Below are 24934 nucleotides of genomic sequence, written 5' to 3'. Positions count from 1 at the left end.
CCTGCTCAGCGCACCGTCCAGCGGTAGACGCCGTGATCGTCCGGCGTGCTTTGCACCAGCCCATCCGCCGCCAGCCAGTCGAGGTAACCGAGCGTCTCGGACAAAATCAGCGGCGGCTGATCCAGCCGGTGCGGGAAATACGCTGCTGCCAGGTCGTACGCCGTCGCTGGCGGATCCTGCAGCTGTTTGAGCAAATCGATCATTTCGTTGCGGCGTTCCACCTGCTCGGCAAGCCGCTGGTCAATCAGCGCTTTCGCATCCGTGAACGGCGCGCCGTGCCCTGGATAAACCGTCTGAATCGGCAGCGCGCGCAGGGCCGTCAAGTTGTCACGGTACTGTATCAAACTGGGCGTGCGCCTGGCGGCATCCCCGGAGGGTGCGCCGGGCTGCGGTTCGATCACGGCGTTGGAAGAGATTCTCGGCAGCAGTTGGTCGCCGATGATGCAGTCTCCCGTTTCCGGGTTCCACAGCGCAATGGCGGCCTGCGCATGACCGGGCACATACAGCACCTCAAACCCGGGGAGCAGCGAGAAGGCGCTTCCCGCCTGAAGCGGAACATCAACTACCGACCGGTCGGTCAATTGAGACATCAAAAAATACTGGCGGTCAGCCAGGGCTTGCGCTTCCTCCGGCATGCCCATTTGATGGTACAGCGCCCGGAAAAACGCGCTCCGGTAGTCATCCCATGCGCCGCCCGGATGGAGCCAGTCTGCCACCCCGGGGTGTGCAAACACAGGTACCCCCTCGGCGCGGAACGCCGATGTCCAGCCGATGTGGTCCACGTGTCCGTGGGTCAGGACCAACCCGCTTAAGTCGCTCGGTGCAATGTCAAACGCTCGCAGTGCGGCAAACAGCTGCGATTTGGCGTCGGGCGTGCGGATGCCCGCGTCCACCAGGACCTTGCTGTCCCCGGACAGCACCAGGTAAGCGTTGACAGGCCCCATGGGGAGCGGCGTCGGCAGTTCAATCTGATGAATCGCGAGCGTCGTCGTCGCAGCAAAACGCATCGCTCACCACCATCCCTTCTTCTTGAAATACACCATCATCACAGCCGCCACGGCGATCATCAACGCCCAGACATACACATATCCAAAGGACCACGACAGTTCCGGGATATCCTTGAAATTCATCCCATAGAGCCCCACGATGAACGACAGCGGCATGAAGATGGTGGCAATCACCGTCAGCGTCTTCATCACTTCGTTCATTCGGTTGGCGCGCTGCGCCATCTGGAGGTCCAGCAGGCCGTTGAGACTGTCGCGGATCGCATCCAAGCCGTCCACAATGCGTGTGGCGTGATCGTACACATCGACAAAGTACACAGCGTGTTCCGACTCGGTGAACGGGAAGGACTCATGGGCCAGCTGACCCACCACGTTCCGCGCGTCCGAGGTGATGCTGCGCGCGCGGTGAAGCCGCCGCTTGAACCGGAAGATTTCCGGTCCAATCTGGGTTTCCGGGTGGTTGAAGACCCGGTGTTGAATCACATCCACGCGGTCCTCGAGGCGGTCGATGACCTGAAAGTATTCGTCGACCGCCCGGTCGAGCAGCTGATACACAAACATCCCGGGCGACGCCAGCAGCGACGGGTCGGAGGCAACGTTCCGGCGAACGTCCGCCAACACCGGCACTGGCTCGCGTTCGACGGTGACGACAAATGTTGCGCCGATGACAACGCAGAATTCGACGCTGGTTAAATCGTCGCGGAGCGCATAAAAGCTCAGCAGGGCGTGCGGAACGTCTTGATTGAGGTAGCGGTCGAGCTTCGGCCGCTGCCCAAAGTGCATCACATCCTCCAGGACCAAGGGGTGACAGCCAAAGACATCCCCCAGGATGGACGATACTTGCGCATCGGTCGGATTCGTCAAGTGCACCCAACCAACTTCGTCCGCTTCAGGCAGCCGCTCCGGGACTTCCGTGAGCTGCCCGTTTTTCCACAGCAACAAACGCCATCACACTCCTGGTTTCATCATACAGGTTGCGGCAGACCGTGACAATCAGCGAATCCCGCGCGTCAGTCTTCTAAAATCGCAAAACGATTCATAGACTCTCGAAGAAGCAAATAGATTTGTAGTGCGTGGACAGCGGCCGGCAGCGCACAAGCGGCCGCCGAAGCGCGAAACGCCGCTTCACATGAGCATCCCAAACCGGAAACAGGAGGGCACGCCATGCGGCTGCAGGATGGACAACCCATGCGACAATCAGGTGGAACAGCACTCCTTCGACGGCTGGCGTCCTCGCTTGGCTTCATCGGCCTCTTGGCCGGCTGTCTGGCCAGTTTGTTCTTTCTCTACGGCGGACCGTCGTGGCAGGCGGCCTCCGAAACGGAAGCGTCGTCGCTGTCGGCGGCAGAACTCGGAGAACTGATCGGCACCCCCCACTATACACAGAGCGACCAGGCACAGGCGCCCACCTCCATTCCAGCCGCGCTTGCCGCCGTGTTCCGGGTGCCGCTGACCAACCCGCTCGGCATGCTGACGGCGCAGTTTCCCGCGACCACGCAAACCGCCAGTCCAAACGGAGCCTCGGAATCGAGCCTCCTGTCTTCCTTGTCCACGTGGGAAACCCATTCGAATAAAATTGCGCTCGGCTGGCTGCCGTTGGAATCGCCCAGCGCATCGATTCAAACGATGGCCGACAACCCCGGCATCAACGTGGTCAGCCCGGAGTGGATGACCCTGTGGTCCGCCGACGGAAACGTGGAAACCCACGTCGAACCGGAGGTCGTCCGTTACGCCCACCAGCACCACATCCAAGTGTGGGCGATGTTCGACAACCAATTCAGCGCCTCGCTGACCCACGCCGTCTTGTCCAGTTCTGCAGCCCGTGCCCATGCCGTCCAGCTGGTCACAAACGCCGTGCGCGATGGGCAGCTCGACGGCGTCAACGTGGACTTCGAGAACCTGGAGTCGTCCGACCAAGCGGCCTTTACGTCGTTCGTCGCGCAGCTTCACCAGGCGCTCGCCCCCCTCGGCGCAAAGCTGTCTGTCGACATCACGCCGGACATCGTTCCCCTGGAGGACGACGCCGCGTACTTTCACGCGGGCCTCGCATCCGTGTGCGACGACATCGTCGTCATGGCGTACGACGAGCACTGGGCTGGGGATACCACGCCCGGTCCCGTCGCCGACGTCCCGTGGGTGACGCGCGCCGTCGACGACCTGCTGGACACTGGCGTGCCGGCAGACCAGCTGATTCTGGGGATTCCGTCGTATACCCGCTTCTGGCACGTCTACCCCGATGGCAGCGTGACCAGCGAAGCGGTCGCCGACTCTGCCGTAAGCGGCATTCTCGCGTCCCATCACGCTTCGTCGACGTGGAACAATGAACTGGGGCTCTACTATGCGCGTTACGCCAAACCGGAAGGATACGAGGAAGTGTGGTACGCCGGACCACAGACGTGGAGCCGCAAGCTGAACCTGGTCAATCAGGAGGGGCTCGGCGGCGTCGCCGTGTGGTCGCTGTCCCTGTCGAACGCCAACACGTGGTCGACCGTCGTCAACGCACTGCGCCAGTCCTTGTCCTGAGCGGACGAGGGGCGGCATAAGGCACATCAAGGAAAGAGGGATCCGACGTGGACAAAATCCTGATGACCACCGCCGCGTTGACGCTTTGCGGATACTTGACGCTGATGTTCGTCCGCCCGGAAAGCGCGGCAAGCGGCTTGGAATTCACCACGGAGATGTTTTTCCAGGCGCTGCCGTGGATGATTGTCTCGATGTTCACCGCTGGGCTGCTTGCGCAGTTTTTCGATCCCGCCGTGATTGCGCGCATCCTCGGCCGGGAATCGGGCATCCGCGGCGTACTGGTGGGTGCGTGTCTGGGGCTGGCCGGAACCGGATCGCGCTGGGCCGCCTATCCGCTGGCTGCGGGCCTCGTAGCTGCAGAGGCCAGCCCTGGTGCAGTCTTTGCGTTTTTGACCAGTTGGCAGCTGGTATCGCTCTCGCGCCTGCCGGCCGAAGTTCCGTTTCTCGGCATGCGCTTCACGGTCATCCGCGCAGCCCTGTCCTTCGCGCTCGCGATTGTGGGGGGCTTGGTGGTCGACCACTGGGTGAAGTCGCCGTAACGCCCTACAAAAAGTCGACGTCGATGAGGTTCCCCTCCCCGTCTGCCGGTTTGCCTTCTTTGAGCAGGCGGACTTCCAACAGCCCGGCGCGGTACACCGCCTTGGCGTGCTGCTTTCGCACACGGGCGGGCAGCGCGATCTGCCGCTCGAACGACCCGACCCGCCGTTCCGCGGTCGTCAACTTGGCACTCGAACCGTTCGGGTAGCGGCGCTCTCGTTCGCCTTTGACGACGATGTGTTCTGGAAACACGGACAGGCGCACGTCCGAAGATCGCTCCATCCCCGGGAGTTCCAGGACCACCACCACTTCATGCCGCGTTTCGTAAATATCCGCGGGTGGATACGAGGCGGGCGGGTCGACCGAGGGGCGGTTCATGCCCATAAACGGGTTCCACATCGGCGGACCTTCGCCCATACCTGGCGTGCCGTTGCCCGTGCCTTTGCCGGCTGCGCTGCCTGCCGCGCCGTCGCCGCCTTGCCCGGCATTGCCCGTCGGTCCCGCCCCCGGTCCAAACCCCGGCCAGAACCGTTCACCCCCTGCTGCATTCCCAGGCTGGCCCCAAGCGGGAACCTGCATCTGGTTCATCAAGTTCCGCACGAAGTCGTCGCCAAACATCTTCTGAAACTGTTCACCCATTTGCTGCAGGTAGGGAAACGAGTCGAAAAAACCGTTGTTCACCGTCCATCACCTCTTTTCCGGCCCCTCTTGGTTCATTCAATGCCCGCTACACCAACCTCGCACCCCGCACAGGGCCGCGGTACCGAAGCTCCTCGGCCGCAAGCATATCGGCACCGTCCGGGTCCTGCACCAACGCCTTGGTGCGTTCGAGATAGGCACCGTCCCCGACAATTTTCCCATACGCCGTGTTGCTTTTGCTGATGCTGTGCCAGTCCTGTTGCATGCTTTGGCCGAAATTCACCGCCGATGCAGAGTCAATATTCGAAAATCGGATGTAGCCGATGTTAAACACAAACTGGACGCGCACACCGGACCCCCCTGTTCGACTGTCAAATCCCCATGACATGCGCAAACGTCGGCGACTTGATGTCCTGGTCGTTGATGGGGACGTCAATGACGTCCGGGTCATACAGGTAGTTCACCCACGTGGGCATGTAGTTGTAATCACCAGAGGGCTGCCCCCCGGAGATATTGGATTTCGCGTGGCTGTCCCAGCCGTTCTGCATGTTCTCTCCGAAAAAGATGCCTGCGTCCGATTGCATGGCGCCCACTTTCATGAAGCCGATTGAAATCATCACCGGCATGATGCTCCCCCCTGTTCGCCAGCGCACTGTGCAGCGTGTTCCATCATATGCTGTTTGTATGGCATGTGCCCTACGGGGTGGATACGGAGGAGAAGCGATGGCGCACTTTATCGACTTTCACATTGGCGGGCTTCGGGTCGGGTCCCTCGACAACTCGTCCGGCATTTTCACTGGTCAGAACCTGCAGTACGGGTGGCGCCACAGCGAAAAAGACAACAACGCCGCGCCTCGCGTCGCGGGTGACCACAATGTCATCCAGGGGGCTTCGTACAGCGTGGTCGATCCCGACCTGCTCGACACGTGGGTGCAAAAAGCGCCGCCCCTCGCCAACCAGCCTGTCCCGAGTCCCGCGCTGGCCCGGTACTGGGCGCTGCGCAAGCGGCAGCTTCGGTCGGCGTCGCGGCGACGCTCACCATTTGATTGGGACATCTAGCACCGCGACTGGGTTGTCCCGGTACTTCGATGCCGCGCCGAGGATCAGCCATTGTTCCGTCTCGTCTCCAGCGTTCGCTCCAGTTGTTCGAGCTGTTTTTGCACCTGGCCTTGACGACGAAGCAGTCCGGCGACGTATACCAGTGTTGCAAGCCACACCACCGCCGCGGCCGCCCACAGAAAACCCATCTCGTTCAGCATGTTCGGTCCACCTCTTTCAGGAATGGGACTTGCCGGGCTGCAAGGATACTGCGCCCGGCACTTCTTGTGCCCGAATGTCGCGCACCTGCTCCCGCAGCGCATACAGCCTGGCCCGCTGCGACTCCAGCCGAACGCGCAGCACGAGGAGCAGCACATAAATACAGAAGAACGTGAAAAAACCGAACATCAGCGCGACCACCATCGGTCCAGGCATATTGAAACCGGATTCGTTGATGACATTCGGGTGGATGGAGCGCCACCATGTCACAGACATGTGGATAATCGGCACATCGATGGAAGCAATGATTGCGTAGATGCCGGAAATCCGCGCCCTTCGCTCGACGCCCTCCATCGTGCCGCGCAGTAACAGGTAGCCCAGGTAGAGGAACCACAAAATGAGCGTCGTCGTCAGCCGGGGGTCCCACGTCCACCAGGTGTTCCAGATGGGGCGAGCCCAGAGCGAACCCGTCACCAGCGTGATCGACGTGTAAAACAGCCCGAGTTCCGCGGACGACACGGCGATACGGTCGAACCGCAGGTTTCGCGTGAACAGGTAGAGGACGGTACAGACAAACGTCACACCAATCGCCAGGAAGGCAATCCAGGCGCTGGATACGTGGAAGTACATGATGCGGACGAGGTTCCCCATCGTCTTTTCCGGCGGCGACCAAATCAACGCCAGGTACAAGTCCACCAGCACCAAGACGCCGACAAAGCCAGCGTACACAGGCAGCCATCGTTTCACGGCTACACCTCCATCAGCGGTTCGTACAAGAGCCAGGGCAGCAGGGCAAACGCTGCGATATAACCAATCAGGACTTCCACCCAAATTTGCGGATGAGCGCCGAGCGGTTCAAACGCGAACACCGTCAGTCGAATCAGTGCAATCAAGAGCGGAATCGTCAGTGGAAACAACAGCATCGGCACGAGCATGTCCCGCATCGAGCTCTGCGCAGCCAGCGTTGCCAGGAAACTGCCGATGCCGGTTAAGCCAACCGCCCCGCCGACAAGGACCCACGCGAGTACGCCCGGCAGCTGAGGCATCGGCTGGTTCAAAATCACGAAGTAAGCCAGAACCAGCGTGACTTGCGAGACAAGGACAAACAGACAAGTACTCACCCATTTTGCATAGAAGATGACACTGCGGTCAACGGGGGCTAACAACATCCCCAGCCATCCACCCAGCTCGCGTTCCTTCAGGTCGTGCCGGTTCATGCTGATGGATGTTGCAAAGAACAGCATCATCCACAACAACCCTGCGCTCCAGTCCGTGGGCAGTCTGGACGCCGCATTCAGCGCGATGCCCATGACCACCAGCAAGAGGACGCCAAACGCCAAGGTGGAAATGACGAATTGACGCGCCCGGAATTCGATGCGGATATCCTTCCACACCATCCACAAAAACACCTTGCAAGCATTCATCGGACCTCCACCAGCCGGCCGTACTGCAGCGTCAGATGAGTATCCGCAAACCGCGCTTCGTCCTCCTGGTGCGTCACCAGAAAGACGGTGGCGCCGCTGCGCACGCGGTCCGAAAGGACATCCTGAAACAGCTGGCGGGAGGTCCGGTCCAACCCGTCATAGGGCTCGTCCAACAGCAGCAGCGCTGGCTCGTGCAACAGGGCGCGCGCGAGGGACAGCCGCTGCTTCATGCCTTTGGAGAACTCCTTGACCTTGAGGTCGGCGGCATCGTTCAGACCGACACGCTGTACCCAGTCCTGCGCCAGCTTGCGCGCCCCAGACAGCCCGTACAACCGAGCGTAGAAGAGCAAATTCTCGACGGCCGTTAAATCTCCGTAGAGAAAACCCTGCTGCAGAACCACGCCCATCTGCCGGCGAGCGCGGGCCGACAGGGGCTTCCCCTGCCAGGTCACGGCCCCGCGGGAGGGGCGGCTGAGTCCGCACATCATGTGCAGCAGGGTCGTTTTGCCGCTTCCGTTCGGCGCCGTGAGCGCGTAGCGCTTGCCAGGCTCCAGGGTTAGATTCACATTCGCCAGGACTGGGCGAAAGTCATACTCCTTCGTTACGTCTGCCAACGCCAGCATCCGTTGCGGGACTCCTTTGCTGCACACGTTCGCCTTTCAGGCGCACGAGTCGCTGTTTGAACTCTTGGCGGTGTTTCTGGTAGTCTTCCTCGCCGACCAAGCCTTCGCGGTACTGCCGCTCCAGCTGCGCCCAGGCCTCATAGAGCGCATTTTCGCGCGAGGCAGGCGCGCGCCTCCGTCCCTGTGTCGAGCGAATCCCGAGCAGCCCGATGACCAGCACCAGCGCCACAACAAACAAGTTGCCGAGCGCCTGCAGATCATTCGACGTACCGTCCTCATTCGCGCCCAGGACGGGCAATCCCTTCACGTGATTGTTGGGCGTCACCGCGGGCAGCATCTGCAGGCTCAATGTCCAGTCGTCGCCAGCGGGGATGCCCTCGCGCGTGAACACCCGAAACGTCGTCCCCTGGATGCTGGTCGTGCTTGTGGTGGTGAACAAGTCCTGTGCGGACAAAGCCGCGTTGCCCTCCGGAAGGTATAAGTGCGCCACGTACACCGGGTAGAAACTGTGCAGCGTAAACTGCAGCCCCTGTTGTCCATCCAGGGGAAGCGTGTACGACACGGTGAGGACGGTGGTCTGATTGGGCCGCACCGCCTGCGGAATCGTGAGCGTTCGTCCGTGCAGCGCACCCGCAGCGGGGGCCTTGCCCGCCACGGCGAGGGACTTCGCACCCGCTGGGACTTCCACGTTCACGTAAGCCGGCGTGCTGCCCGAATTGTGCACGGTGAGACTCTGCACAATGTCAAACGACTTGTCCTTGGTGTCGGGCAAAAGAAACAACTGCTCTTGGCTGACTTGCGGCGCCGTGTCGGCCAACACGGGCGGCCCGCTGAGCAGAAACATCCAGCCAGCGGCCGCTGCTGCGGACAGCATCCAGCCCCCCCTGCGCAAGAGTGCCGCGATGTGCCGCATCACGCTTCACCTCCGCCCAGTTGCGGGCGCGACGCGCGCTCTGCAAAGGCTTCCTGAACCTCGGCTTCCAGCCTTTGCCGCATCGCCGCCTCGTACGATTCCAGCGCCGCAGCGCGGGCTTCGAGCGCCTGCCGGGTCTGCTGATACGCGTCCGGTTCCAGCTTGCCCATACGATAATCGTACTCGAGTTCCGCAAGTTCCTGGTACACTGTCTCGACGGGTGAAGCTGCTGCCGCTCGCTGCCTGCGCCATCCCGCCTCTGGCCACAAGCTCACCAGGGTTCCGAGAATAAACAAATACCCGCCCCACCAGATGAACTGTACCAAGGGGTTGACGTGCAGGTCGAACACCGCATCCCCGTTCGATCCCGTTCCTAACATCACCACATACAAGTCGGACAGGGGGCGCGAGTACAAGGCGACATTGGTGGTTGGGGACTGACCGTCGGTGAAGAACGTCGCCGACGGCCGCAGCACGCCGAGGACCTGGCCGCCTCGCTGCACCACCAGGTTTCCGTACATCTGCCGTCCGCCCTGCGCCGCGGAGACCCCCATCCCCGCATAGGTCAACTGATATCCTGCAATCGTCTGCGACTGCCCTGGCGCCAGCTGCACCTCCAAGTCCTGATGATAGGCGCCAGACCCTGCAATGCCTGCTGCCATCAGTGCGATCGCAAAGTGCACGACATAGCCGCCGTACCGCCGCCGGTTTCGGCTGACCAAGCGGCCGAAGCTGACCCACCATGACTCACCGGTCAGTGCCACCCGGGTCCCCACAGCGCCCAAAAATTCACGGACGATGGTGATCATGACAAAGATGGCCGCGATGAACGACAGCGTGCCGAGGATGGAGGACTGACCGTAGTGCAACTTCAGCAGAAAGGCGACCGCCAGTCCGGCCACGACGGCGACGACAAACGGCACCACGAGTGTCTTCACGATGCTTTGCACGGACGCGCGTCGCCAGGCGATCACGGGGCCGATGGCCATCAACAGAATGATACACACGGCGAGCGGCAAGTTCACCGCGTTGTAGAAGGGACCGGACACCATCATGCGCCGTCCCGTCAACGCCTCAGAGAGGATGGGAAACAGCGTGCCCCATAAGATGGCGAAGGCGCTCCCGAGAAACAGCACGTTGTTCAGCAAAAAACCGCTTTCCTTCGACACCACCGCCTCGATGCGCCGCTCGGGTTTGAGGGTGTGCCAGCGCATCACGATGACCACCGCCGAGAACACCGTGCAAATGACGAAGAACACCAGGAAGTAGGTTCCGAGCGGCCCATTCGTGAACGCGTGAATGCTCCAGAGTACACCGCTGCGCGTCAAGAACGAACCCAGCAAGGTCAGCAGAAAGGTGAAGGTGATGAGGAGTATGTTCCAGCCTTTGAGCATCCCCCTGCGTTCCTGCACAATCGCAGAATGCAGAAACGCGGTGGCCGACAACCAGGGCAAAAGGGCTGCGTTTTCGATGGGGTCCCACGCCCAATACCCGCCCCATCCCAGTTCTTCATATGACCAATGGGCGCCGTACACTATGCCGACACCGAGAAACAGCCAGGAAATCAGGGTCCAGCGGCGGGTCACCCGCAGCCAGGTCGCGTCCGTCTTGCGCAGCAGCAGACCGGTTATTGCGTACGCGAAGGGTACAGAAAAACCGATGTAGCCGAGGTAGACATTGACGGGATGAACCGTCATGCCGGGGTTCTGCAGCAGCGGATTCAGGGAATTTCCCGACGCAGCGGCATGCGGCAGCTGCGTGAAGGGGTTTGCACCGGTGTTCAGCACAATCACATAAAACGCCAAAATACACGACATCAGCAGGCTGACAATCGGCAGCATACGGTCACTGTCCTCGTGCCGTGAAGAGGCGACAATCATCGCGTATAAGGATAAGACCAAGGCCCATAACAGGAGCGACCCTGCATTCCCGCCCCAAAACGCCGCGATTCGATAGACGAGCGAGAGTCCGACAGCGGTGTAATCGACGACATACGAATAGTGAAAATTCAATGTGACCAAGAGATACACCAGCGCGGCGGAAGCGACAGCTGCAAGGCCAAACTGGACCGCCGCCGCGCCTTGGCTGAGGCGCCGCCACCGTGCAGACTTCGTTCGAATGGCCGCGCTGTGGACGCCGATCGCAAGCAAAACAGCCACGAACAGAAGCCGAAGGGCAGCTTGTCCGATATCCCCAATCAGCACTCGATTCCCTCCCCCAAACCCCAAAACCGTCAGTCAATCGCGTTGAATGTCTGAGTCTGGGGCTGCGTGCTGTTGCCAGCCTGGTACTTGGACGGGCATTTGATGAGCAGCTGGGACGCCTGAAACACGCCGTTCGACTTCAAGGTCCCCGTCACAACCACGGGCCAGTTGTTGGAAAAGTCATCCGGCTCCGCTCCGTGAAACACCACCGGCAGCGGACGGCCGTTGCTGCCGTCGCGTACCGAAAAGCGCAACAATTCTGCCTGCGGATTATAGTTCACGCTTGCGCCAACAATGTTTCCGCTTACGGTCGTCTGCTGACCCACCGCCTGCGAACCCTCGTTGTAGAGTTGAGAGACGGTGACGTAGTACGTCGAGGCGTGCGTGATCGCCGTTTTAATCAACACCCCAAGAATCGCCAGCACAACACACAAGGCGATGAGCAGCCTGGCACGAACCGAGATGGCCAAGTGCAATCCGCTCCTTTCCTTCCTCATCCCCATTTCAGAAGGACGATGGCCCGTTCACTCCTTGTTCGGACACCCCTGTCTCCGCCTTAATAGTACTCTTGAAGGCGAGCGTCGATGGAGCGCTGCGCCTTTTCATCCAGCGTTGACGCGGCGTCTTCATCTATCCCGGCCGGAAGCGTCGGCGGCACATCGCGCTGGCTCTGAAACCCTCGCCGGAGCAGCCACCCGCCCACACAGGCCAGAACGAACAGAAATACCCAGGGAATCAGCCACGCGACGCGCCCGAATCCACGAAACGAAGGGGCGGCCAGCACGCCGGGACCGTACGTTTGCACCATTTGCTGAAGTATCTGGCTGGACGTCATCCCCTGCAGCAAGTCCTGCTGAATTTGATAGCGCATATGCTGCGCCAAGGTCAGGGACGACGTGGCGACGGTCATCGTGTTTTGGTCCCCCGGGGCATGCAGCTGTGCCGCGATAGCAAGCACTTGCTCCTGCAGGCTTGCATCCGTTTGCAGCACCCACCGGCTCATGGCGAGCGACGCAGCGACTGCGATGACGATGAACAGCAGGATGGTGCCAGCAGCAAGATAGGTGCTGCGATGTCTTGCTTGGGATGGGTCCACCCGTTTCCCTCCCAACCTGTTTCAACTGAGTCTATTATAGCTGTACAATTGCTTCCAACCAAGATGGCAGAGCAGCGTTTGCCAGATGGCGGCGGACGCCGTTTCGATGACTGTGGTATCATCATCGACAGAAACCCGAGGGGATGCAATCCATGAAGACCATCTCGAACGCGGCAAACAGCCCGAAACACTGCGATGATCATCCAAACCTTCAGACAACCTTGATGGACATCTATCACCGCATGGAAGACGCCTTTGGCGATCGCGGCTGGTGGCCGGCATCGTCCACCGAGGAAATCATCATCGGTGCGATTCTCGTACAAAATGTCTCCTGGTCCAACACCGTCAAAGCCGTTGAACGGCTGAACGATCACGGCTTGTTAACGTTTCCGGCCCTGGCCGCAGCCAGCGTCGACGACATCGAAGCCTGCGTCTATTCGACGCGGTTCTATAAAACCAAGGCCAAAAAATTGAAAGCCTTCGCGACACACGTCATGACGCACCACAAAGGCCGTATCGATGCCATGCTCGCACAGCCGATGGCGCCGCTCAGAGCCGAACTCCTGCAAATCTATGGCATCGGCCCCGAGACGGCGGACGACATCCTCCTGTACGCGGCAAACCAGGCGTCGTTCGTGATTGATGCGTACACGAAACGGATTTTTTACCGGTTAGGGCTCACCCCCGCTGACATCTCGTACGAATCCATGCGTGCGTGGTTCATGGCGAACCTGCCCGCTGACGTGTCCTTGTTCAATCAGTACCATGCCTTGCTCGATGCGGTCGGTCACCATTTTTGCTCGACAAAACGCCCCAAGTGCGAGGCTTGCCCGCTTCGTTCGAAATGCCTCGTCGCACAGGGAAAACTTGTTATATAATTTGGGTGGAGGCGATGTTATGACCTTGGTGTTCGCAGCGATTGGCATCTGTGCGTTGGCTTTCATTGGCTGGGGTGTCTGGATGCGCGTTCAGTAGCTGCGCTTCATACGTTGTCCCCCACAGCGCAGCGTGAGCGTATCGCATCGAACCTGTTCGGTCCCCGGATGCGTCTCACGCTGTTTTGCGCTGCCAGCGAATCGGAAGCTTGACCGCAGGGTCGGCCGCCAGCATGCTGGCAAAAATCAGCACACTTCCCCACCACCCCATCCGGGACAAGCGGTCGCCCAGCGCGAACCACGCGATGACCGCCGCGAACACCGGTTCCATCGAGAAAATCACTGCGATCTCCCCGGCGGAGGTAAACTTTTGACAAATGTTTTGGCCCCAGTAGGCGAGCGAAGTCCCGAGCAGCCCGTTGATGAGCGTGGCCCAAATCACCGCGGGCTGCAGCCACGCCGCGGCCGGGCCCAGCACCTGGTGCGGGTGCAGCAGCGATGCGGCGAAGGCGCACACGGCCACCACCAGCAGCTCGACCGTTGCCAGCGCCAGCGCATCCGTGTCTTTGCCGAGCTTGTCCACGAATACGATTTGCAGCGCCAAGCACACCGCGCACAACAGCACGTACAGACTGCCAGCCGGCATCTGCAGCACATCACCGCCGCTGAAGAGCGCCAGTCCAACCGCGGCCATCATGGCAGCCAGCCACGTGCGAGGGCGGGGAATCGAGCGTAAAATCGGGATCGCGAAAATTGGCACGAGCACGACGTTGAGTCCGGTCAGAAAGCCGCTGACCGACGCCGAGACGGTGAGCAGCCCGAGGGTCTGCAGCGCATACCCGCCAAAGAGCAGCAGGCCAAGCCACGTGCCCGCCGCCCAGACACGCCGCGTGAATCCGCCGCGGTGCACAGGCGATGCGAGACACACGACCGCGAGCGCGACGGCGGCCAGCAGAAAGCGGACAAACAGAAACGGGTACACCGGCACCACCTGCAGGGCGTCCTTTGTCAACGTGAACGTCGCACCCCACACCAAGGTGATGAAGAGCAGAAACAGATTGGAAAGCAAACGTCGGTTGGAAATGTCAGCGGCCTCCTCCATGCATTCACACAGCTTGTCCCCGGCGGCCCAGCGGCCCAGCGGCCTCCGATGGGCCGCGTTCCACCCATTCGCCAGGCCGATCAAAAACTTTCGCCGGACCGATAAAAAAACCTCCCGGGTCCGGGCCCCGGAAGGGCACGTCATAACGCGGACCTGCAGTTGTCAGTCCCGGACCTTGCAGACGCAAAACGCCAGGGGTCCGAGTTGAAAGTGCGACCGGATGCGTCCGACGCCAACCCCCAAGGCCCAGTACCGTGGGGTCAAATCCACCAAAATGCGGTGCTTTTTCGTCATCATACAGGCGAACGTTTTCTGGGAAGCCATACCGCTTCATCCTCCCATCTCCGTTTGTCAGGCACTTACCTAACCATATGCCGACGGAGTGCGAGGTCGGTGGGCGAACGACTACCCATCTGCTGCAAAGCCGCGTGACGGCTGCTTACCACCACCAGCCCCAAGGGGCAAACGCCGCGATCGCCAGCCATGGCAAGAAGAAAAAGGGCCACCACGCGAGGTCAGCTTCCCCCGGCGTTTGCGGCAGTTCGCCCAGCGGCACCACGGCTTCGCTGCTCGATTTGGCATCTGCTGCAAGCCGTGGGCCCGGTCCCATCTTTCTCAGGTAGATCCCGTCATTGGTCACATGATGAAGAATCCCGTGATGGACCGCACCATCGTGCGTTCGGACGACCACACGCTGGCCAATGTACGGCATGACATGTGCCCGTGTAATCATCACTACACCTCCTCCCGTCAGCCTTGTAGCAGCACGTCAGGAAGTGAAGCCCTTCGCACCAGATGGCTTCCGATCCCGTCATTTGAACGCCGCCACACTTCAGCGTATGAACGTGAGGCGGATGCAGGCCGGGTGGATGTCCATGCCGTTTAGATGATGGGTGGACTTTCTCGCGCCGCGGGCGAGCAGTGGAACATCGTCAACCGTGTTTCGATTGGCGGCTCATCGTCACGAGGGGGATGCGAGCGCGCCGACCCAGCACGAGCAAACCCGCGCCAATCACCAGCACGCCGGCCGCGGCCAGGGTCGGGAGTTCAAACCCCCCGGAACGATTCGCGAGCGCACCGGCAGCGCCTGCACCTACGATTTGCCCAATGCCGTAAATCACTGTCATCACCCCGATCGCCTTGCTGCTGTCCTGCGGACGCAGTTCCCTGCCCAGCATCGTCCCCAGCGTCGTGATGCCCATGAAGGTCCCGCCGAACAAAATGGACCCCAAATACACGCCGATCGCGTTCGGCACAAGGACCGTCAAGAGCACCCCAGCCGCTTGCAGCAGGTAGGCCGTAACCAGGGTCGACACTTCTCCAACGCGGCCCCCGAAGTAGGACCACACAGCCGCGGAGGGTAACGCGGCCAGACCGACCAACACCCAACAATACGATGCAAACCCGTGAAGCGCAGGCAGCCGCGTCGCCATTGCCACGAGAAACGTACCCGTGATGATGTAGCCCAGCCCTTCACACCCGTACGCTGCCATCAGCCACGGAAAATACCCACTTTGGTCCGCCCTTTGGCCCATCGATACCCGAGGCCGGTCGCCTGCCCGCGAGGGGTTCGAGGCGACCGGCTCCTCCCGCATCCACAGCACCGCCGCCGCACCGACGATCACGGTGATGCCCATCAATCCGACCCACGTGCCGCGCCAGCCAAAGTGTCTGGCGAGCACAGGCACCAGCCACCCGGACGCCGCGATGCCGCCGCCGACGCCGCCGTACATCATGCCCGACAGCTTGGGTCGGTCATGTTTCGCAAGGATGTCCAGCACCATGCTGGCCGCGAGCACAAACACCAGTCCGCTCGCGATGCCGGACAGCGTTCTGAGACAGAACCAAGCCCACGGATTGGCGGCCGCCGCCATCAGGCCTGTCGTGACGATACTCAGAAGCACAGAAATACGCCAGCCCAGCAAGCGCCGCCTGCGGATCCACGGCACAGACCCTGCCAGCACCGCGCCGACCAGATAACCGAAGTAATTCCCAGCTGCCAAATAGCCAGCCATGGCGTTGGAAAAGTGCATTTCTGACTGCATCCACGGGAGAATCGGCGTGTACGCAAACCGGCCAACCCCCATGGCGATGAACAAGCTGAACCCACCTGCGATCACAAGCAGCCACAAGCTTCGATCGAAATGTCGAGCAGAATCGCGTTTCGTCTGGTGAACCAACGACATGCTGATGCCTCCTCTCGCCTCTTGAGTGTATGTGTGTTTTTCCATAATGTAAAATGAATGAAAGTGATTGATTTCATGACTCGGAATGATGGGTTGTTGGAGGGGTGCAGAGTGGAAATTCGGGACTTGACGATTTTTGCCGCGGTGGCCAGGACGGGGAGCGTCACGAAAGCTGCCGACGAACTGGGTTATGTGCAATCGAACGTGACCGCGCGTATTCAGCAGCTCGAAAGCAAACTAGGAACGACGTTGTTCCACCGCCTTCCCCGCGGAATGACGCTGACCCCAAGCGGAGAAACGCTCCTTCGCTACGCTGAACAAATCCTTCACCTTTGTGCCGAAGCACAGCAGGCTGTGCAAGACACAGATACGCCCAGCGGCGCCCTGCGCATCGGTGCCATGGAAAGCACAGCCGCGACTCGCTTGCCGGCCATCCTGGCGAAGTACCACGCCGCGTACCCGGAAGTGGAATTGTCCCTGCACACGGGCCCGACCAGTCACTTGATGGAAGCCGTCTTAAACTACGAACTTGAAGCCGCCATGGTCGCCGGACCGGTGGACCATCCACTCTTGGAACCCTTGGCCGTGATTGAAGAAGAGCTGGTTCTGATTTCCGGGGCGAACAGCCGGCATCTGCCGCCAGCCCACGGCCCATTGACGGTCCTCGCCTTCCGGGAAGGCTGCTCGTACCGCAAGCGTCTCGAACGCTACCTCGACCATCTCGGCATCCAGTCGAGAAAAGTGATCGAACTGGGAACGCTGGATGGCATTTTGGGCTGCGTCGCCGCGGGGCTGGGGGTTGCGATGGTGCCCAAAACGGTAGTCGAACACAGCCGCTGTGCCTTGCGGACTTGCGAACTGCCCGATGCGTTCGGGCAGGCGCCCACACTGCTGATTCGCCGCAAGGACGCGTTTCAGTCGCCCGCTCTGTCCAAGTTCGTGGAGGTGGTTCGACAAGGGCATGAGACGATGACTCGGTGACGGAATCACGGGACACGGTGGCTTTTTGCTCTGTATAAAGTCCGGGCAGATGGTGAGGCTAAGCGGAGAATGACCACGAGCACGAATGAGGCGAATGATGACGAACGAATCATTCTCGAAGCCATTGAGTGTCCTTCAGCTCAGCATGTTGGTATTTACAACGGTTGGGGTCATGGATCACGTCATTATCATTCCATTGCTGCTGCAAGCTGCAAAACGCGACGCCTGGATTTCGGTTCTTTCGTCGGGTGCGCTGCTTATGGTCGGCACCTTGTGCATCTATCTCATTAGTCATAACACGGCGCAAACCCATATTAAGGATTGGCTTCAAAAACCAATGCATGGACGACTGTGGTACCCAATCTCACTCCTCATCGTCGCACAGCTTTTCTTGATGGCCGTCATCACACTGCGAGACACGTGTACATGGGCGAAGACGATGTACTTACAAGAAACCCCTATCTTCTGGATTGTCCTGGTTCTGATTGCCGGGTGTTTCTTTGCTGCAAGGAGTGGAATCACGACCATCGCCATTTCAAACGGAATTCTACTTCCGATGATTGTTTTGTTAGGCATATTTGTTTCCTTGGGGAATATGCCGCACAAAAATTATATGTATTTGCGTCCGATTTTGGAAAATGGGTATGCGCCAGTCATTCACGGCATGGTGTTTGCGAGCTCCGCGTTCTCTGAAATCATCATCGTCTTGTTTTTGCAGCCGCTGATCAAAACCAAAATCCGATGGTATGTGTTCCCTCTCATTGGTCTAGGGCTCATCGGATTGACCATCGGGCCTTTGATGGGAGCCATATCGGAATTCGGCCCCTTTGAAGCGTCTCGCCTCCGGTACCCGCCATACGAGGAATGGCGTCTTTTGACGTTTCGGCACTTTATCGAGCACGTGGATTTTCTTTCGATTTATCAGTGGCTGGCGGGTGCCTATATCCGAATTTCGTTAGCCATTTCTCTGATTCCTGAGGTGATGCGTACGTCCGCGAACCGACGTAGTGTGGTGCTGTTCGCAGCATCTGTCACCGCTGGTGCACTGGCGATTTATCCAATCTCAGACGAAACTTTCATCCACTTCGTTTCCGACCTTTATTTACCCGCCTTCTTCGCTTTGACCGTTTTCACGGTTGCAACGCTGTTTGTTCTGTCTTGGAGATGGAAAGCGGAGGCAGCACAATGAATTTTCTACACGGAGACAAGCGCCGCGGCCAACAGCTCGACGGTCGTGAAGACCAGATCGTCAGCGACATCCGGGCGAATCAGGACAGACTCGAATTTCTCTTTGGGGACACGCAGGATGTGAAAATTGAGCATCTGACCTGGCGAACGGCCGGCAAACGGTCGGAAGTTACCCTTGTGTATTGCGAAGGATTGTGCGACCTCGAGCGGCTTGAACGGTCCATCCTTCCGCAGCTTCGAGAACTCACTGCAAACGAAGTCAGACGGACGACGGACTTGATGCCAGCGCAGAGCCTCCCATTTGCCGCGAAACTAGACAGCTATCGCCAAGTCATTCGACATGTGTTCCAGGGACAGTTAGTCGTCTTTGGCATCGGACACGCATTTTCCGTCGACATCGCGAAAAAACCGAACCGGCTGCCTGAAGACAGCAAAACGGAAATTTCCTTGCTGGGAGCGCGTGATGGGTTTGTCGAGGATCTCACCACAAACATCGCACTGGTCAGAAAGAGACTCAATACGGCGTCTCTTTCGGTGTTGAAATTCGAAGTCGGGAAGTTCAACAGCACCAGTGTAGGCATACTGTTCGTCAAAGATGCATGCAGTGAGCACATCATCGAAGCGTTGAAGCGTCACATGGCATCAACCGACGTCATCAGTGTGGAATCTGGACCCGAGTTGGTCGAAATGCTGAACCCATCGAAGTATGCCTTCATCCCGAAGTATCGAGTCTCTGGCCGGCCGGACTTTGTCGCTCAATGTCTGCGCCGGGGCAAGTTTGCCATCCTGGTCGACGGTGAACCCCTTGCGCTGCTGGCGCCAATTAACCTCTCGTTCTTGATGACAGCCGCAGACGATATGTATGCAACGTTTCCATTTGTGACGTTCGAGCGCATCATTCGCGCCATTGCCTTCATCATTGCGCTGTTCGTGCCGGGTTTTTACGTGGGGATTACAGCCCTTCACCCGGACGAGGTGCCGCTCGCTATGCTTGCCACTTTGGTGAACTCAAGAATTGGACTGCCATGGCCAACCCCGATTGAGGCCTTCGTGATGCTCATGATGTTTGAGATTTTCAAAGAGTCAGGAACACACCTGCCGCAGCCGTCTGGTAACATTTTATCTACCGTCGGGGGGCTGATCATCGGCGACGCGGCCATTCGTGCCGGCATGGCAAGTCCGGCATTGGTGGTCGCGATTTCCGCAAGCGCCGTCGCACTGTACGCGATCACAAACCATGCGCTGGCAGGTGTCGTTTCCATCCTTCGACTTGGCGTACTGCTGTTGTCGTCGTTCTTTGGGCTGTTCGGTTTCATCCTCGCATGCATCTTTGTGGTCACGTACTTTGCGCAGATACGTTCTTTTGGCATGCCGTTCCTGGCGCCGACTTCGCCGTTTCACTGGCATTCGTTTTACAAGACGTACGTATCGAACTGGCCGCAGAGGAAGGCAGGACGAACATGAGATTCCAAGGTTGGCTGATTTCCGTTTGTGTCTGTTGTCTGTCGCCACTGCTGACCGGGTGTTGGGGTTATGAGGAATTCGAACATAAGCTGTATCCCCATGCCATCGCGGTCGACAAAGTGGATGGACAATATGTTGCGTATGTACAGATTTTGGACATGCGCCAACTTGGTAAAATTGAAGGCTCGCAAGCTGGAGAGTCGCCCGGGGCGTGGGTTGCCAGCGCGAGAGGGAATACTTTGGACGAAGCCGCACACGAGTTCTATCAGAAGGTGCCCCGCAGCATCAACTGGGGACACGTCAATGCGCTGGTGCTTACCAACAATTTGCTCAAAGACCGCGAATGGACAAAGGTGTTCGACATCTTTACGCGATACAGCGAATTCCGCTATACAACTTGGGTCTTTTCCACCGCGGAATCCCCTCAGGAAATTTTATCTACTGAACCCGTTATCGAAAACTCCCCGGTTTACTCTGGAATCGGGGACCCTTACGAGTTGTACCGCGAAAGCTCGTTCATTCGACCTGTCCGACTCAACCGGCTCATCGCGAACCTTCGAGAACCGGCTGAAGTCCATCTCATTCCGCAGATTTCGATTGACCAGTCGACGTGGTCTGCCTCGAATGAGCAAAAGACCACATTGACACTGACAGGATATAGTCTGTTGAATGATCAGCTTGAATTTGTAAGTAATTTATCAAAGGAGGAATCCGTCGGCATGCGATGGGTTGATCCGCACCTTGCGCGGACCACCCTCAATCTCGCTGCAAACGGGAAGCTGCTGGGCAGTGCCATTCTCACCAAACCGCGAATCAAAATCGGCTACATCAGAGAAGGTCAGAATATCAGGTACCAATTGAACGTGTCCATCCGAGGTGTCGTCGCAGAAAGGTACAACCAGCAAACCCTCGATGTCCTCGACAGCATTGCTGAGCGTGAAATTGAACACGAGATTCGCAATGTGTATGCCGATGGACTGGAACATCACGTTGATCTCCTTGGCCTGGAGGACGTCGTGTATCGGCGAAATCCGGCGTTCTATCACCAACTGACACAGCGAAACGGTCTTTTTTTACGTTCGAATTCCTTATCGGTCAAAGTCCACGTGAGCTTGTTGAATTCGATTCGAACTTTAGAAGGAACCCAACGCTTTCTCCAGGGGACATAACGCAATCGTTCGTACACGTTCCACTTGGCGCGACTGAAACAGACAAAACAGTTTGACCAAGCGCGTCCAATCATCCCAAAGCAAACCCAAAGTCGCGATCGGTGTGACAAAATCCGCACAATCGACCGCTGGGCACTGGGACCCGCGTCTCGCCGGTTGTCACGCGGCCTGTTCTTCGATAGAATCCAATGCGCTACTCCATTGGACGGAGGTCACTCGTGAAGCACATTGGTAGGTATCTCATTCCCAGCGCCGTCGTCGTGTTTGCCATCGTTCAGCTCGTTCGGCCGATTCCCCACCCCGCCGCTTCCTTGTCGGTTCCTCCAACCGCAACGGTTCCTGGCCAGCTCCATCTGACGCTTCCCGCCGCGGGACAAACCGCAGTGATGGCGTCCGGCATCGGGATCATGGCGGCGACACCGAATGAAAAACCTGTGCCCATCGCCAGTGTCACCAAATTGATGACGGCGTATCTGGTGCTCAAGCACCATCCCTTGAAGGCGGGTGAAAATGGTCCGAGTGTGACGATCACGGCGAACGACGAAGCGACTTACGAGGCCGACGCGGCCCGTGGCGACTCTGTGCTGAAGGTACAGGCCGGAGAAACCCTCACGGAGCGGCAGCTGTTAGAAGGCCTGCTGCTGCCGTCCGCCGACAACATCGCCACCACCCTCGCCGACTGGGTGGACGGGAGTGAACCTGCCTTCATCAAGGAAATGAATCAAACCGCGAAACAGCTGGGGATGAATCATACAACCTACACCAGCGCCAGCGGAGTGGCTGCCACGACCGTCAGCACCGCCGTCGATCAACTGAAAATCGCCCAGGCCGACATGGCCATTCCCGCGCTGCGAGCCATCGTCAAGATGCCGGAGGCGACCTTTCCTGTTGCAGGAACCGTGTACAATGTGGACTACGTGCTGGGTCAAGACGGTATTGTCGGCGTGAAAACGGGCAGCACGTTCCAGGCAGGCGGGTGTTTTGTTTCCGCTCGATACCAAACGGTGGGCAGCCGCAAGGTCTTGCTGCTGGGCGTGATGCTCGGCCAACAAGGAACGCCGTCGCCTCTGATGCAAGCCCTGACGTCCAGTGCCGCGCTGCTGCAGCAAGCTGGCACCAACCTGCACCTCGAAACTCTGAAAGCCGATCGCGGCGCCTATGCCACATTCACCACCCCCTGGGGCGAGACCAGCACGTTGTCGTCCAAACAGGTGCCCACGTTCATTGGCTTCCCTGGGATGAAGGTTCGAATCTCGCTCGTCCCTCAAACGACACCGCGCCTTCCCGTCCGCGCAGGCTCGAAGGTTGTGCAACTTCAAATGAACGCCGGCCGTCAATCAGCAGTGTACGAACTGACCACCGATAGATCCATTCGTCCACCCAGTGTCTGGTGGAGACTGTTCAGGGTGTAAGGGCCTCGATACCCTTCGATGATTTTGCAGACCCACCCGGACATGCGTAGCCCCAATCGACTGGCAGAAATCCCAAACTGGATGCGAGAAGGATTGCGAGCATTCGGTGTAGAAGGATGTCGAGAAAGCGTACAGCGATGGAGCAAAATGACGACTGTAACGGAATGGGAACTCCATACCGCTGCAGGTACGCAACAAGTATCCTGCATGTTGATGCCATTTGCATGTTTTCTGTTCAACCATCAAGGAGCGGTTTTGCCACATGAGTGAATCGACTGACACGTTGCAACCTGCATTTCGAGCCTACCGTGATTTGAGCGAATATAATTCAGACGGGATCTGTTTGATCGACCGGGACGGCAACATTGTGGAGGCCAACCGCAAGTGTGAGGCCATCTCCGGGTATGCCAAAGCCGAACTGCTTGGCAAGCATTGTACTGAGCTTCTCTTATCACCCGACGCACAATCTGCGAACGCTTGGTTTGCTTCCGGTCTGCACGGCGCCATTCTTCACAGCACGGGGCTGCGCCTGAAGACTAAGGCCGGAAAACAAGTTCCGGTCGTCTATTCAAGAGTCCCGGTCATTGTGGACGAACAAGTGATTGCACTGTGCGTGATCATCAAGGACATGTCTCGCCCGCATGAAACGGAACAGCAACTCGCCAGGAGCCAGCAGTGGCTGGAGTCGACGCAGCGCATTGCCCACCTCGGCTGCTGGGAATTCGACCCGGTTAACCTGCGGTCGATGTGGTCCGAAGAGTTGTTTCGGATTTACGGGATCGAGCACAAGGGGAGTGGATACGTTGACCTTGCGACTGTCATTCGGTACATCCACCCGGAAGACCAGGAACGCTTCATCGCGTCCGCACAGGCATTGGCGGAAGGCAAACCGTACGATGTCGACTTTCGCATTATTCGCCCGGACGGCGATGTTCGCGTCATCCATTCGAAACGACAACTGTTCGTGGACGACCATGGCGAAACCAAATTCATTGGGACGGCACAGGATATCACGGAGCACAAGCGCACAGAGGAGCTGTTGCTGCGCTCCGAGCGGCTTTCCGCTGTCGGTCAGCTGGCTGCGGGCGTTGCCCATGAAATCCGCAATCCACTGACGGTCTTGAAGGGTTTTCTGAAACTGCTTCCCGTAGCCGAGGAGCGCAAACCCTATATTGAGATTATGGAAAATGAACTGATTCATATTGAAAAGGTGATTGAAGACCTCTTGGCATTGGGCAAACCTCAGCCGCAGACGTTTGCGAAAGTCAACGTTGTTCAGGTCGTCCAAGAGGTCATGGCACTGCTGAAAATCCAGGCAGTGAGCAAGTGCATCGATGCGGAGTTGAACGTGGAACCATCTGCAGAGACCGCCCTTGTCGAGGGAGACGCTTTTGAGCTGAAGCAGGCATTCATCCATCTCGTCAAGAACGCCATTGAAGCGGCCCCGAACGCGGGAAAAGTGGCGGTGCACATTCAATTAGAGGGAGACGATGCGATGCGGATTGATGTCATCGACAATGGTACGGGGCTGTCCGAAGAGACGGTGCGGAAACTGGGTACGCCGTTTTACACAACCAAGGAAGACGCGACGGGGCTAGGACTGTTGGTCAGTCAGCAGATTATTTCCATGCATCGCGGTCAGTTGAAAATTGCGAGTTTGGTCGGGACGGGAACCACGGTTTCTGTGATTCTGCCCCGCTTGAAGGGCGCGAGGAAAAGTTGATGATGACAGCTGCAGCATACGGAACGTCTGGCTGGTCCTTTTCTCTGTGACGACACGACACGTCCTCTAGAGCATGTGCTGCCACCCGAATGCGAACACCCAATATTTCGTATATAGATACTTGTCTACTGCGTGCGTGAGAACGAACTCATACGCTGTGCTAAGCTCAATTCATGGAAAGAGTTGACTGGAATGTCGGTCGCACGGCGCGTCACTCGCACAAAGGTGATTTACTTTTATACCTTGGCTGACGGCGAAAAGAGAACCTACACCAATCAAGACCATGTCCGCGGTTATGGAATTAACTACATTCCGGACCCTGCTTCTGTCTCGATGATCAACGTGTATGTCAATGGCGTGCTTCAATTACCACACACGTACCATGTGAGCAAAGGCAAAATCAGATTTCGAACCGCGGATGTGCCTCGGCAAGGGGCACCGATTATCGTTCAGTCCATCCGGATGTACGGCGGGAAGGGAGGTGACCACTGTACCTGCAAGCGGCGGCGGTGTGTCGTTTGCTGTTGCATGCCGTTCCATGGCTGCTGTCACCTGTCTGTCAAACAAGGCATGCCGCACTGCCTTTGCTTCGTGAAGACACATTGTTGACAAGG

General features: G+C 58.6%; 28 protein-coding genes. 11 read left to right on the top strand and 17 right to left on the bottom strand.

All coding sequences use genetic code 11. The annotated features are described in order from the left end of the window. Positions 1–5: 5 nt before the first annotated feature. Both JI721_RS15795 and corA read right to left on the bottom strand, forming a co-directional pair. Positions 6–1007 (bottom strand): MBL fold metallo-hydrolase, encoded by a 1002-nt coding sequence (locus tag JI721_RS15795; protein WP_274455812.1) that lies wholly within the window; start codon positions 1005–1007, stop codon positions 6–8. 3 nt (positions 1008–1010) lie between these two features. After that, on the bottom strand, positions 1011–1946 hold the full coding sequence (gene corA / locus JI721_RS15790) for a magnesium/cobalt transporter CorA (RefSeq protein ID WP_274455811.1): 936 nt from the start codon (positions 1944–1946) through the stop codon (positions 1011–1013). 246 nt (positions 1947–2192) lie between these two features. Here corA and JI721_RS15785 point away from each other — a divergent pair, with 246 nt between their 5' ends. Together JI721_RS15785 and JI721_RS15780 are read left to right on the top strand one after the other, a co-directional pair. Beyond that, on the top strand, positions 2193–3527 hold the full coding sequence (locus JI721_RS15785) for a glycosyl hydrolase family 18 protein (protein WP_274455810.1): 1335 nt from the start codon (positions 2193–2195) through the stop codon (positions 3525–3527). Between the two features lie 47 nt (positions 3528–3574). Then, entirely contained in the window at positions 3575–4066 is a 492-nt protein-coding gene (locus JI721_RS15780; RefSeq protein ID WP_274455809.1) for a permease, read from the top strand. Positions 4067–4070: 4 nt separating this feature from the next. Here the strand turns inward: JI721_RS15780 and JI721_RS15775 are convergent, their stop codons facing one another. The 3 genes from JI721_RS15775 to JI721_RS15765 are packed head-to-tail and all read right to left on the bottom strand — an operon-like array spanning position 4071 to position 5329. Then, positions 4071–4745, bottom strand: a complete 675-nt coding sequence (locus JI721_RS15775; protein ID WP_274455808.1) for an Hsp20/alpha crystallin family protein — start codon at positions 4743–4745, stop codon at positions 4071–4073. Between the two features lie 46 nt (positions 4746–4791). Then, positions 4792–5052: a hypothetical protein gene (locus JI721_RS15770; RefSeq protein ID WP_274455807.1), complete on the bottom strand. Its 261-nt coding sequence runs from the start codon at positions 5050–5052 to the stop codon at positions 4792–4794. A 22-nt stretch (positions 5053–5074) separates the two neighbouring features. After that, the gene (locus tag JI721_RS15765; RefSeq protein ID WP_274455806.1) at positions 5075–5329 is read right to left on the bottom strand and encodes a hypothetical protein; all 255 of its coding nucleotides are present in this window, start codon (positions 5327–5329) and stop codon (positions 5075–5077) included. A gap of 97 nt (positions 5330–5426) precedes the next feature. On the opposite strand from JI721_RS15765, the gene JI721_RS15760 reads away from it, so the two are divergent. Further along, positions 5427–5762: a hypothetical protein gene (locus tag JI721_RS15760; RefSeq protein ID WP_274455805.1), complete on the top strand. Its 336-nt coding sequence runs from the start codon at positions 5427–5429 to the stop codon at positions 5760–5762. A gap of 44 nt (positions 5763–5806) precedes the next feature. Here JI721_RS15760 and JI721_RS15755 read toward each other — a convergent pair whose 3' ends face one another. The 8 genes from JI721_RS15755 to JI721_RS15720 all read right to left on the bottom strand — a co-directional run bounded on the left by JI721_RS15755 (position 5807) and on the right by JI721_RS15720 (position 12220). Further along, the gene (locus JI721_RS15755; protein ID WP_274455804.1) at positions 5807–5962 is read right to left on the bottom strand and encodes a CcmD family protein; all 156 of its coding nucleotides are present in this window, start codon (positions 5960–5962) and stop codon (positions 5807–5809) included. Positions 5963–5978: 16 nt separating this feature from the next. Then, positions 5979–6707 (bottom strand): cytochrome c biogenesis protein CcsA, encoded by a 729-nt coding sequence (gene ccsA / locus JI721_RS15750; RefSeq protein ID WP_274455803.1) that lies wholly within the window; start codon positions 6705–6707, stop codon positions 5979–5981. Positions 6708–6709: 2 nt separating this feature from the next. After that, positions 6710–7384 (bottom strand): heme exporter protein CcmB, encoded by a 675-nt coding sequence (locus JI721_RS15745; protein ID WP_274455802.1) that lies wholly within the window; start codon positions 7382–7384, stop codon positions 6710–6712. Next, entirely contained in the window at positions 7381–8007 is a 627-nt protein-coding gene (locus tag JI721_RS15740; RefSeq protein WP_274455801.1) for an ABC transporter ATP-binding protein, read from the bottom strand. The genes JI721_RS15745 and JI721_RS15740 overlap by 4 nt, the downstream gene beginning before the upstream one ends. Continuing rightward, the gene (locus JI721_RS15735; RefSeq protein ID WP_274455800.1) at positions 7973–8923 is read right to left on the bottom strand and encodes a hypothetical protein; all 951 of its coding nucleotides are present in this window, start codon (positions 8921–8923) and stop codon (positions 7973–7975) included. The genes JI721_RS15740 and JI721_RS15735 overlap by 35 nt, the downstream gene beginning before the upstream one ends. Beyond that, a complete protein-coding gene (locus JI721_RS15730) occupies positions 8920–11124 on the bottom strand; it encodes a heme lyase CcmF/NrfE family subunit (protein ID WP_274455799.1) in 2205 nt (734 codons plus the stop codon). Before JI721_RS15730 ends, JI721_RS15735 begins: the two co-directional genes overlap by 4 nt. A 29-nt stretch (positions 11125–11153) precedes the next feature. Continuing rightward, positions 11154–11594 (bottom strand): cytochrome c maturation protein CcmE, encoded by a 441-nt coding sequence (locus tag JI721_RS15725; RefSeq protein WP_274455798.1) that lies wholly within the window; start codon positions 11592–11594, stop codon positions 11154–11156. An 86-nt stretch (positions 11595–11680) separates the two neighbouring features. Next, positions 11681–12220, bottom strand: a complete 540-nt coding sequence (locus JI721_RS15720) for a cytochrome c-type biogenesis protein (RefSeq protein ID WP_274455797.1) — start codon at positions 12218–12220, stop codon at positions 11681–11683. A 152-nt stretch (positions 12221–12372) separates the two neighbouring features. Here JI721_RS15720 and JI721_RS15715 point away from each other — a divergent pair, with 152 nt between their 5' ends. Beyond that, a complete protein-coding gene (locus tag JI721_RS15715; protein WP_274455796.1) occupies positions 12373–13098 on the top strand; it encodes an endonuclease III domain-containing protein in 726 nt (241 codons plus the stop codon). Between the two features lie 172 nt (positions 13099–13270). Here JI721_RS15715 and JI721_RS15710 read toward each other — a convergent pair whose 3' ends face one another. The 4 genes from JI721_RS15710 to JI721_RS15695 form a co-directional block, all read right to left on the bottom strand. Then, positions 13271–14197: a DMT family transporter gene (locus tag JI721_RS15710; protein ID WP_274455795.1), complete on the bottom strand. Its 927-nt coding sequence runs from the start codon at positions 14195–14197 to the stop codon at positions 13271–13273. Between the two features lie 162 nt (positions 14198–14359). Further along, positions 14360–14521 carry a hypothetical protein gene (locus tag JI721_RS15705; RefSeq protein WP_274455794.1) on the bottom strand — a complete coding sequence of 54 codons (162 nt, stop codon included), beginning with the start codon at positions 14519–14521 and terminating at the stop codon, positions 14360–14362. Between the two features lie 115 nt (positions 14522–14636). Next, positions 14637–14930 (bottom strand): LSm family protein, encoded by a 294-nt coding sequence (locus JI721_RS15700; protein WP_274455793.1) that lies wholly within the window; start codon positions 14928–14930, stop codon positions 14637–14639. A 199-nt stretch (positions 14931–15129) separates the two neighbouring features. Next, positions 15130–16383, bottom strand: coding sequence for a YbfB/YjiJ family MFS transporter (locus tag JI721_RS15695; RefSeq protein WP_274455792.1), 1254 nt, complete (start codon positions 16381–16383; stop codon positions 15130–15132). A 111-nt stretch (positions 16384–16494) separates the two neighbouring features. Here JI721_RS15695 and JI721_RS15690 point away from each other — a divergent pair, with 111 nt between their 5' ends. The 7 genes from JI721_RS15690 to JI721_RS17375 all read left to right on the top strand — a co-directional run bounded on the left by JI721_RS15690 (position 16495) and on the right by JI721_RS17375 (position 24929). Beyond that, a complete protein-coding gene (locus tag JI721_RS15690; protein ID WP_274455791.1) occupies positions 16495–17364 on the top strand; it encodes a LysR family transcriptional regulator in 870 nt (289 codons plus the stop codon). Positions 17365–17461: 97 nt separating this feature from the next. Further along, positions 17462–18553: a GerAB/ArcD/ProY family transporter gene (locus JI721_RS15685; protein WP_274455790.1), complete on the top strand. Its 1092-nt coding sequence runs from the start codon at positions 17462–17464 to the stop codon at positions 18551–18553. After that, a complete protein-coding gene (locus JI721_RS15680) occupies positions 18550–20016 on the top strand; it encodes a spore germination protein (protein ID WP_274455789.1) in 1467 nt (488 codons plus the stop codon). The genes JI721_RS15685 and JI721_RS15680 overlap by 4 nt, the downstream gene beginning before the upstream one ends. Beyond that, on the top strand, positions 20013–21185 hold the full coding sequence (locus JI721_RS15675) for a Ger(x)C family spore germination protein (protein ID WP_274455788.1): 1173 nt from the start codon (positions 20013–20015) through the stop codon (positions 21183–21185). Before JI721_RS15680 ends, JI721_RS15675 begins: the two co-directional genes overlap by 4 nt. 218 nt (positions 21186–21403) lie before the next feature. Next, complete coding sequence (locus JI721_RS15670) at positions 21404–22597, top strand: D-alanyl-D-alanine carboxypeptidase family protein (protein WP_274455787.1); 1194 nt, start codon at positions 21404–21406, stop codon at positions 22595–22597. 262 nt (positions 22598–22859) lie between these two features. After that, positions 22860–24320: a PAS domain-containing sensor histidine kinase gene (locus JI721_RS15665; RefSeq protein WP_274455786.1), complete on the top strand. Its 1461-nt coding sequence runs from the start codon at positions 22860–22862 to the stop codon at positions 24318–24320. Between the two features lie 192 nt (positions 24321–24512). After that, a complete protein-coding gene (locus JI721_RS17375; protein WP_407654047.1) occupies positions 24513–24929 on the top strand; it encodes a DUF4183 domain-containing protein in 417 nt (138 codons plus the stop codon). Positions 24930–24934 lie beyond the last annotated feature (5 nt).

Source organism: Alicyclobacillus cycloheptanicus (assembly GCF_028751525.1).
Taxonomy (GTDB): Bacteria; Bacillota; Bacilli; order Alicyclobacillales; family Alicyclobacillaceae; genus Alicyclobacillus_L; species Alicyclobacillus_L cycloheptanicus.
Note: the sequence above shows the minus strand (reverse complement) of the source record. Positions and strands in the feature narration are given on the sequence as shown.

Coding starts and splice junctions, on each gene's coding strand:
- JI721_RS15795 (WP_274455812.1), bottom strand. CDS start 1,007: ATGCGTTTTGCTGCGACGACGACGCTCGCGATTCATCAGATTGAACTG.
- JI721_RS15785 (WP_274455810.1), top strand. CDS start 2,193: ATGCGACAATCAGGTGGAACAGCACTCCTTCGACGGCTGGCGTCCTCG.
- JI721_RS15765 (WP_274455806.1), bottom strand. CDS start 5,329: ATGCCGGTGATGATTTCAATCGGCTTCATGAAAGTGGGCGCCATGCAA.
- JI721_RS15760 (WP_274455805.1), top strand. CDS start 5,427: ATGGCGCACTTTATCGACTTTCACATTGGCGGGCTTCGGGTCGGGTCC.
- JI721_RS15755 (WP_274455804.1), bottom strand. CDS start 5,962: ATGCTGAACGAGATGGGTTTTCTGTGGGCGGCCGCGGCGGTGGTGTGG.
- JI721_RS15745 (WP_274455802.1), bottom strand. CDS start 7,384: ATGAATGCTTGCAAGGTGTTTTTGTGGATGGTGTGGAAGGATATCCGC.
- JI721_RS15740 (WP_274455801.1), bottom strand. CDS start 8,007: ATGCTGGCGTTGGCAGACGTAACGAAGGAGTATGACTTTCGCCCAGTC.
- JI721_RS15715 (WP_274455796.1), top strand. CDS start 12,373: ATGAAGACCATCTCGAACGCGGCAAACAGCCCGAAACACTGCGATGAT.
- JI721_RS15710 (WP_274455795.1), bottom strand. CDS start 14,197: ATGGAGGAGGCCGCTGACATTTCCAACCGACGTTTGCTTTCCAATCTG.
- JI721_RS15705 (WP_274455794.1), bottom strand. CDS start 14,521: ATGGCTTCCCAGAAAACGTTCGCCTGTATGATGACGAAAAAGCACCGC.
- JI721_RS15700 (WP_274455793.1), bottom strand. CDS start 14,930: ATGATTACACGGGCACATGTCATGCCGTACATTGGCCAGCGTGTGGTC.
- JI721_RS15695 (WP_274455792.1), bottom strand. CDS start 16,383: ATGTCGTTGGTTCACCAGACGAAACGCGATTCTGCTCGACATTTCGAT.
- JI721_RS15685 (WP_274455790.1), top strand. CDS start 17,462: ATGACGAACGAATCATTCTCGAAGCCATTGAGTGTCCTTCAGCTCAGC.
- JI721_RS15680 (WP_274455789.1), top strand. CDS start 18,550: ATGAATTTTCTACACGGAGACAAGCGCCGCGGCCAACAGCTCGACGGT.
- JI721_RS15675 (WP_274455788.1), top strand. CDS start 20,013: ATGAGATTCCAAGGTTGGCTGATTTCCGTTTGTGTCTGTTGTCTGTCG.
- JI721_RS15665 (WP_274455786.1), top strand. CDS start 22,860: ATGAGTGAATCGACTGACACGTTGCAACCTGCATTTCGAGCCTACCGT.
- JI721_RS17375 (WP_407654047.1), top strand. CDS start 24,513: ATGTCGGTCGCACGGCGCGTCACTCGCACAAAGGTGATTTACTTTTAT.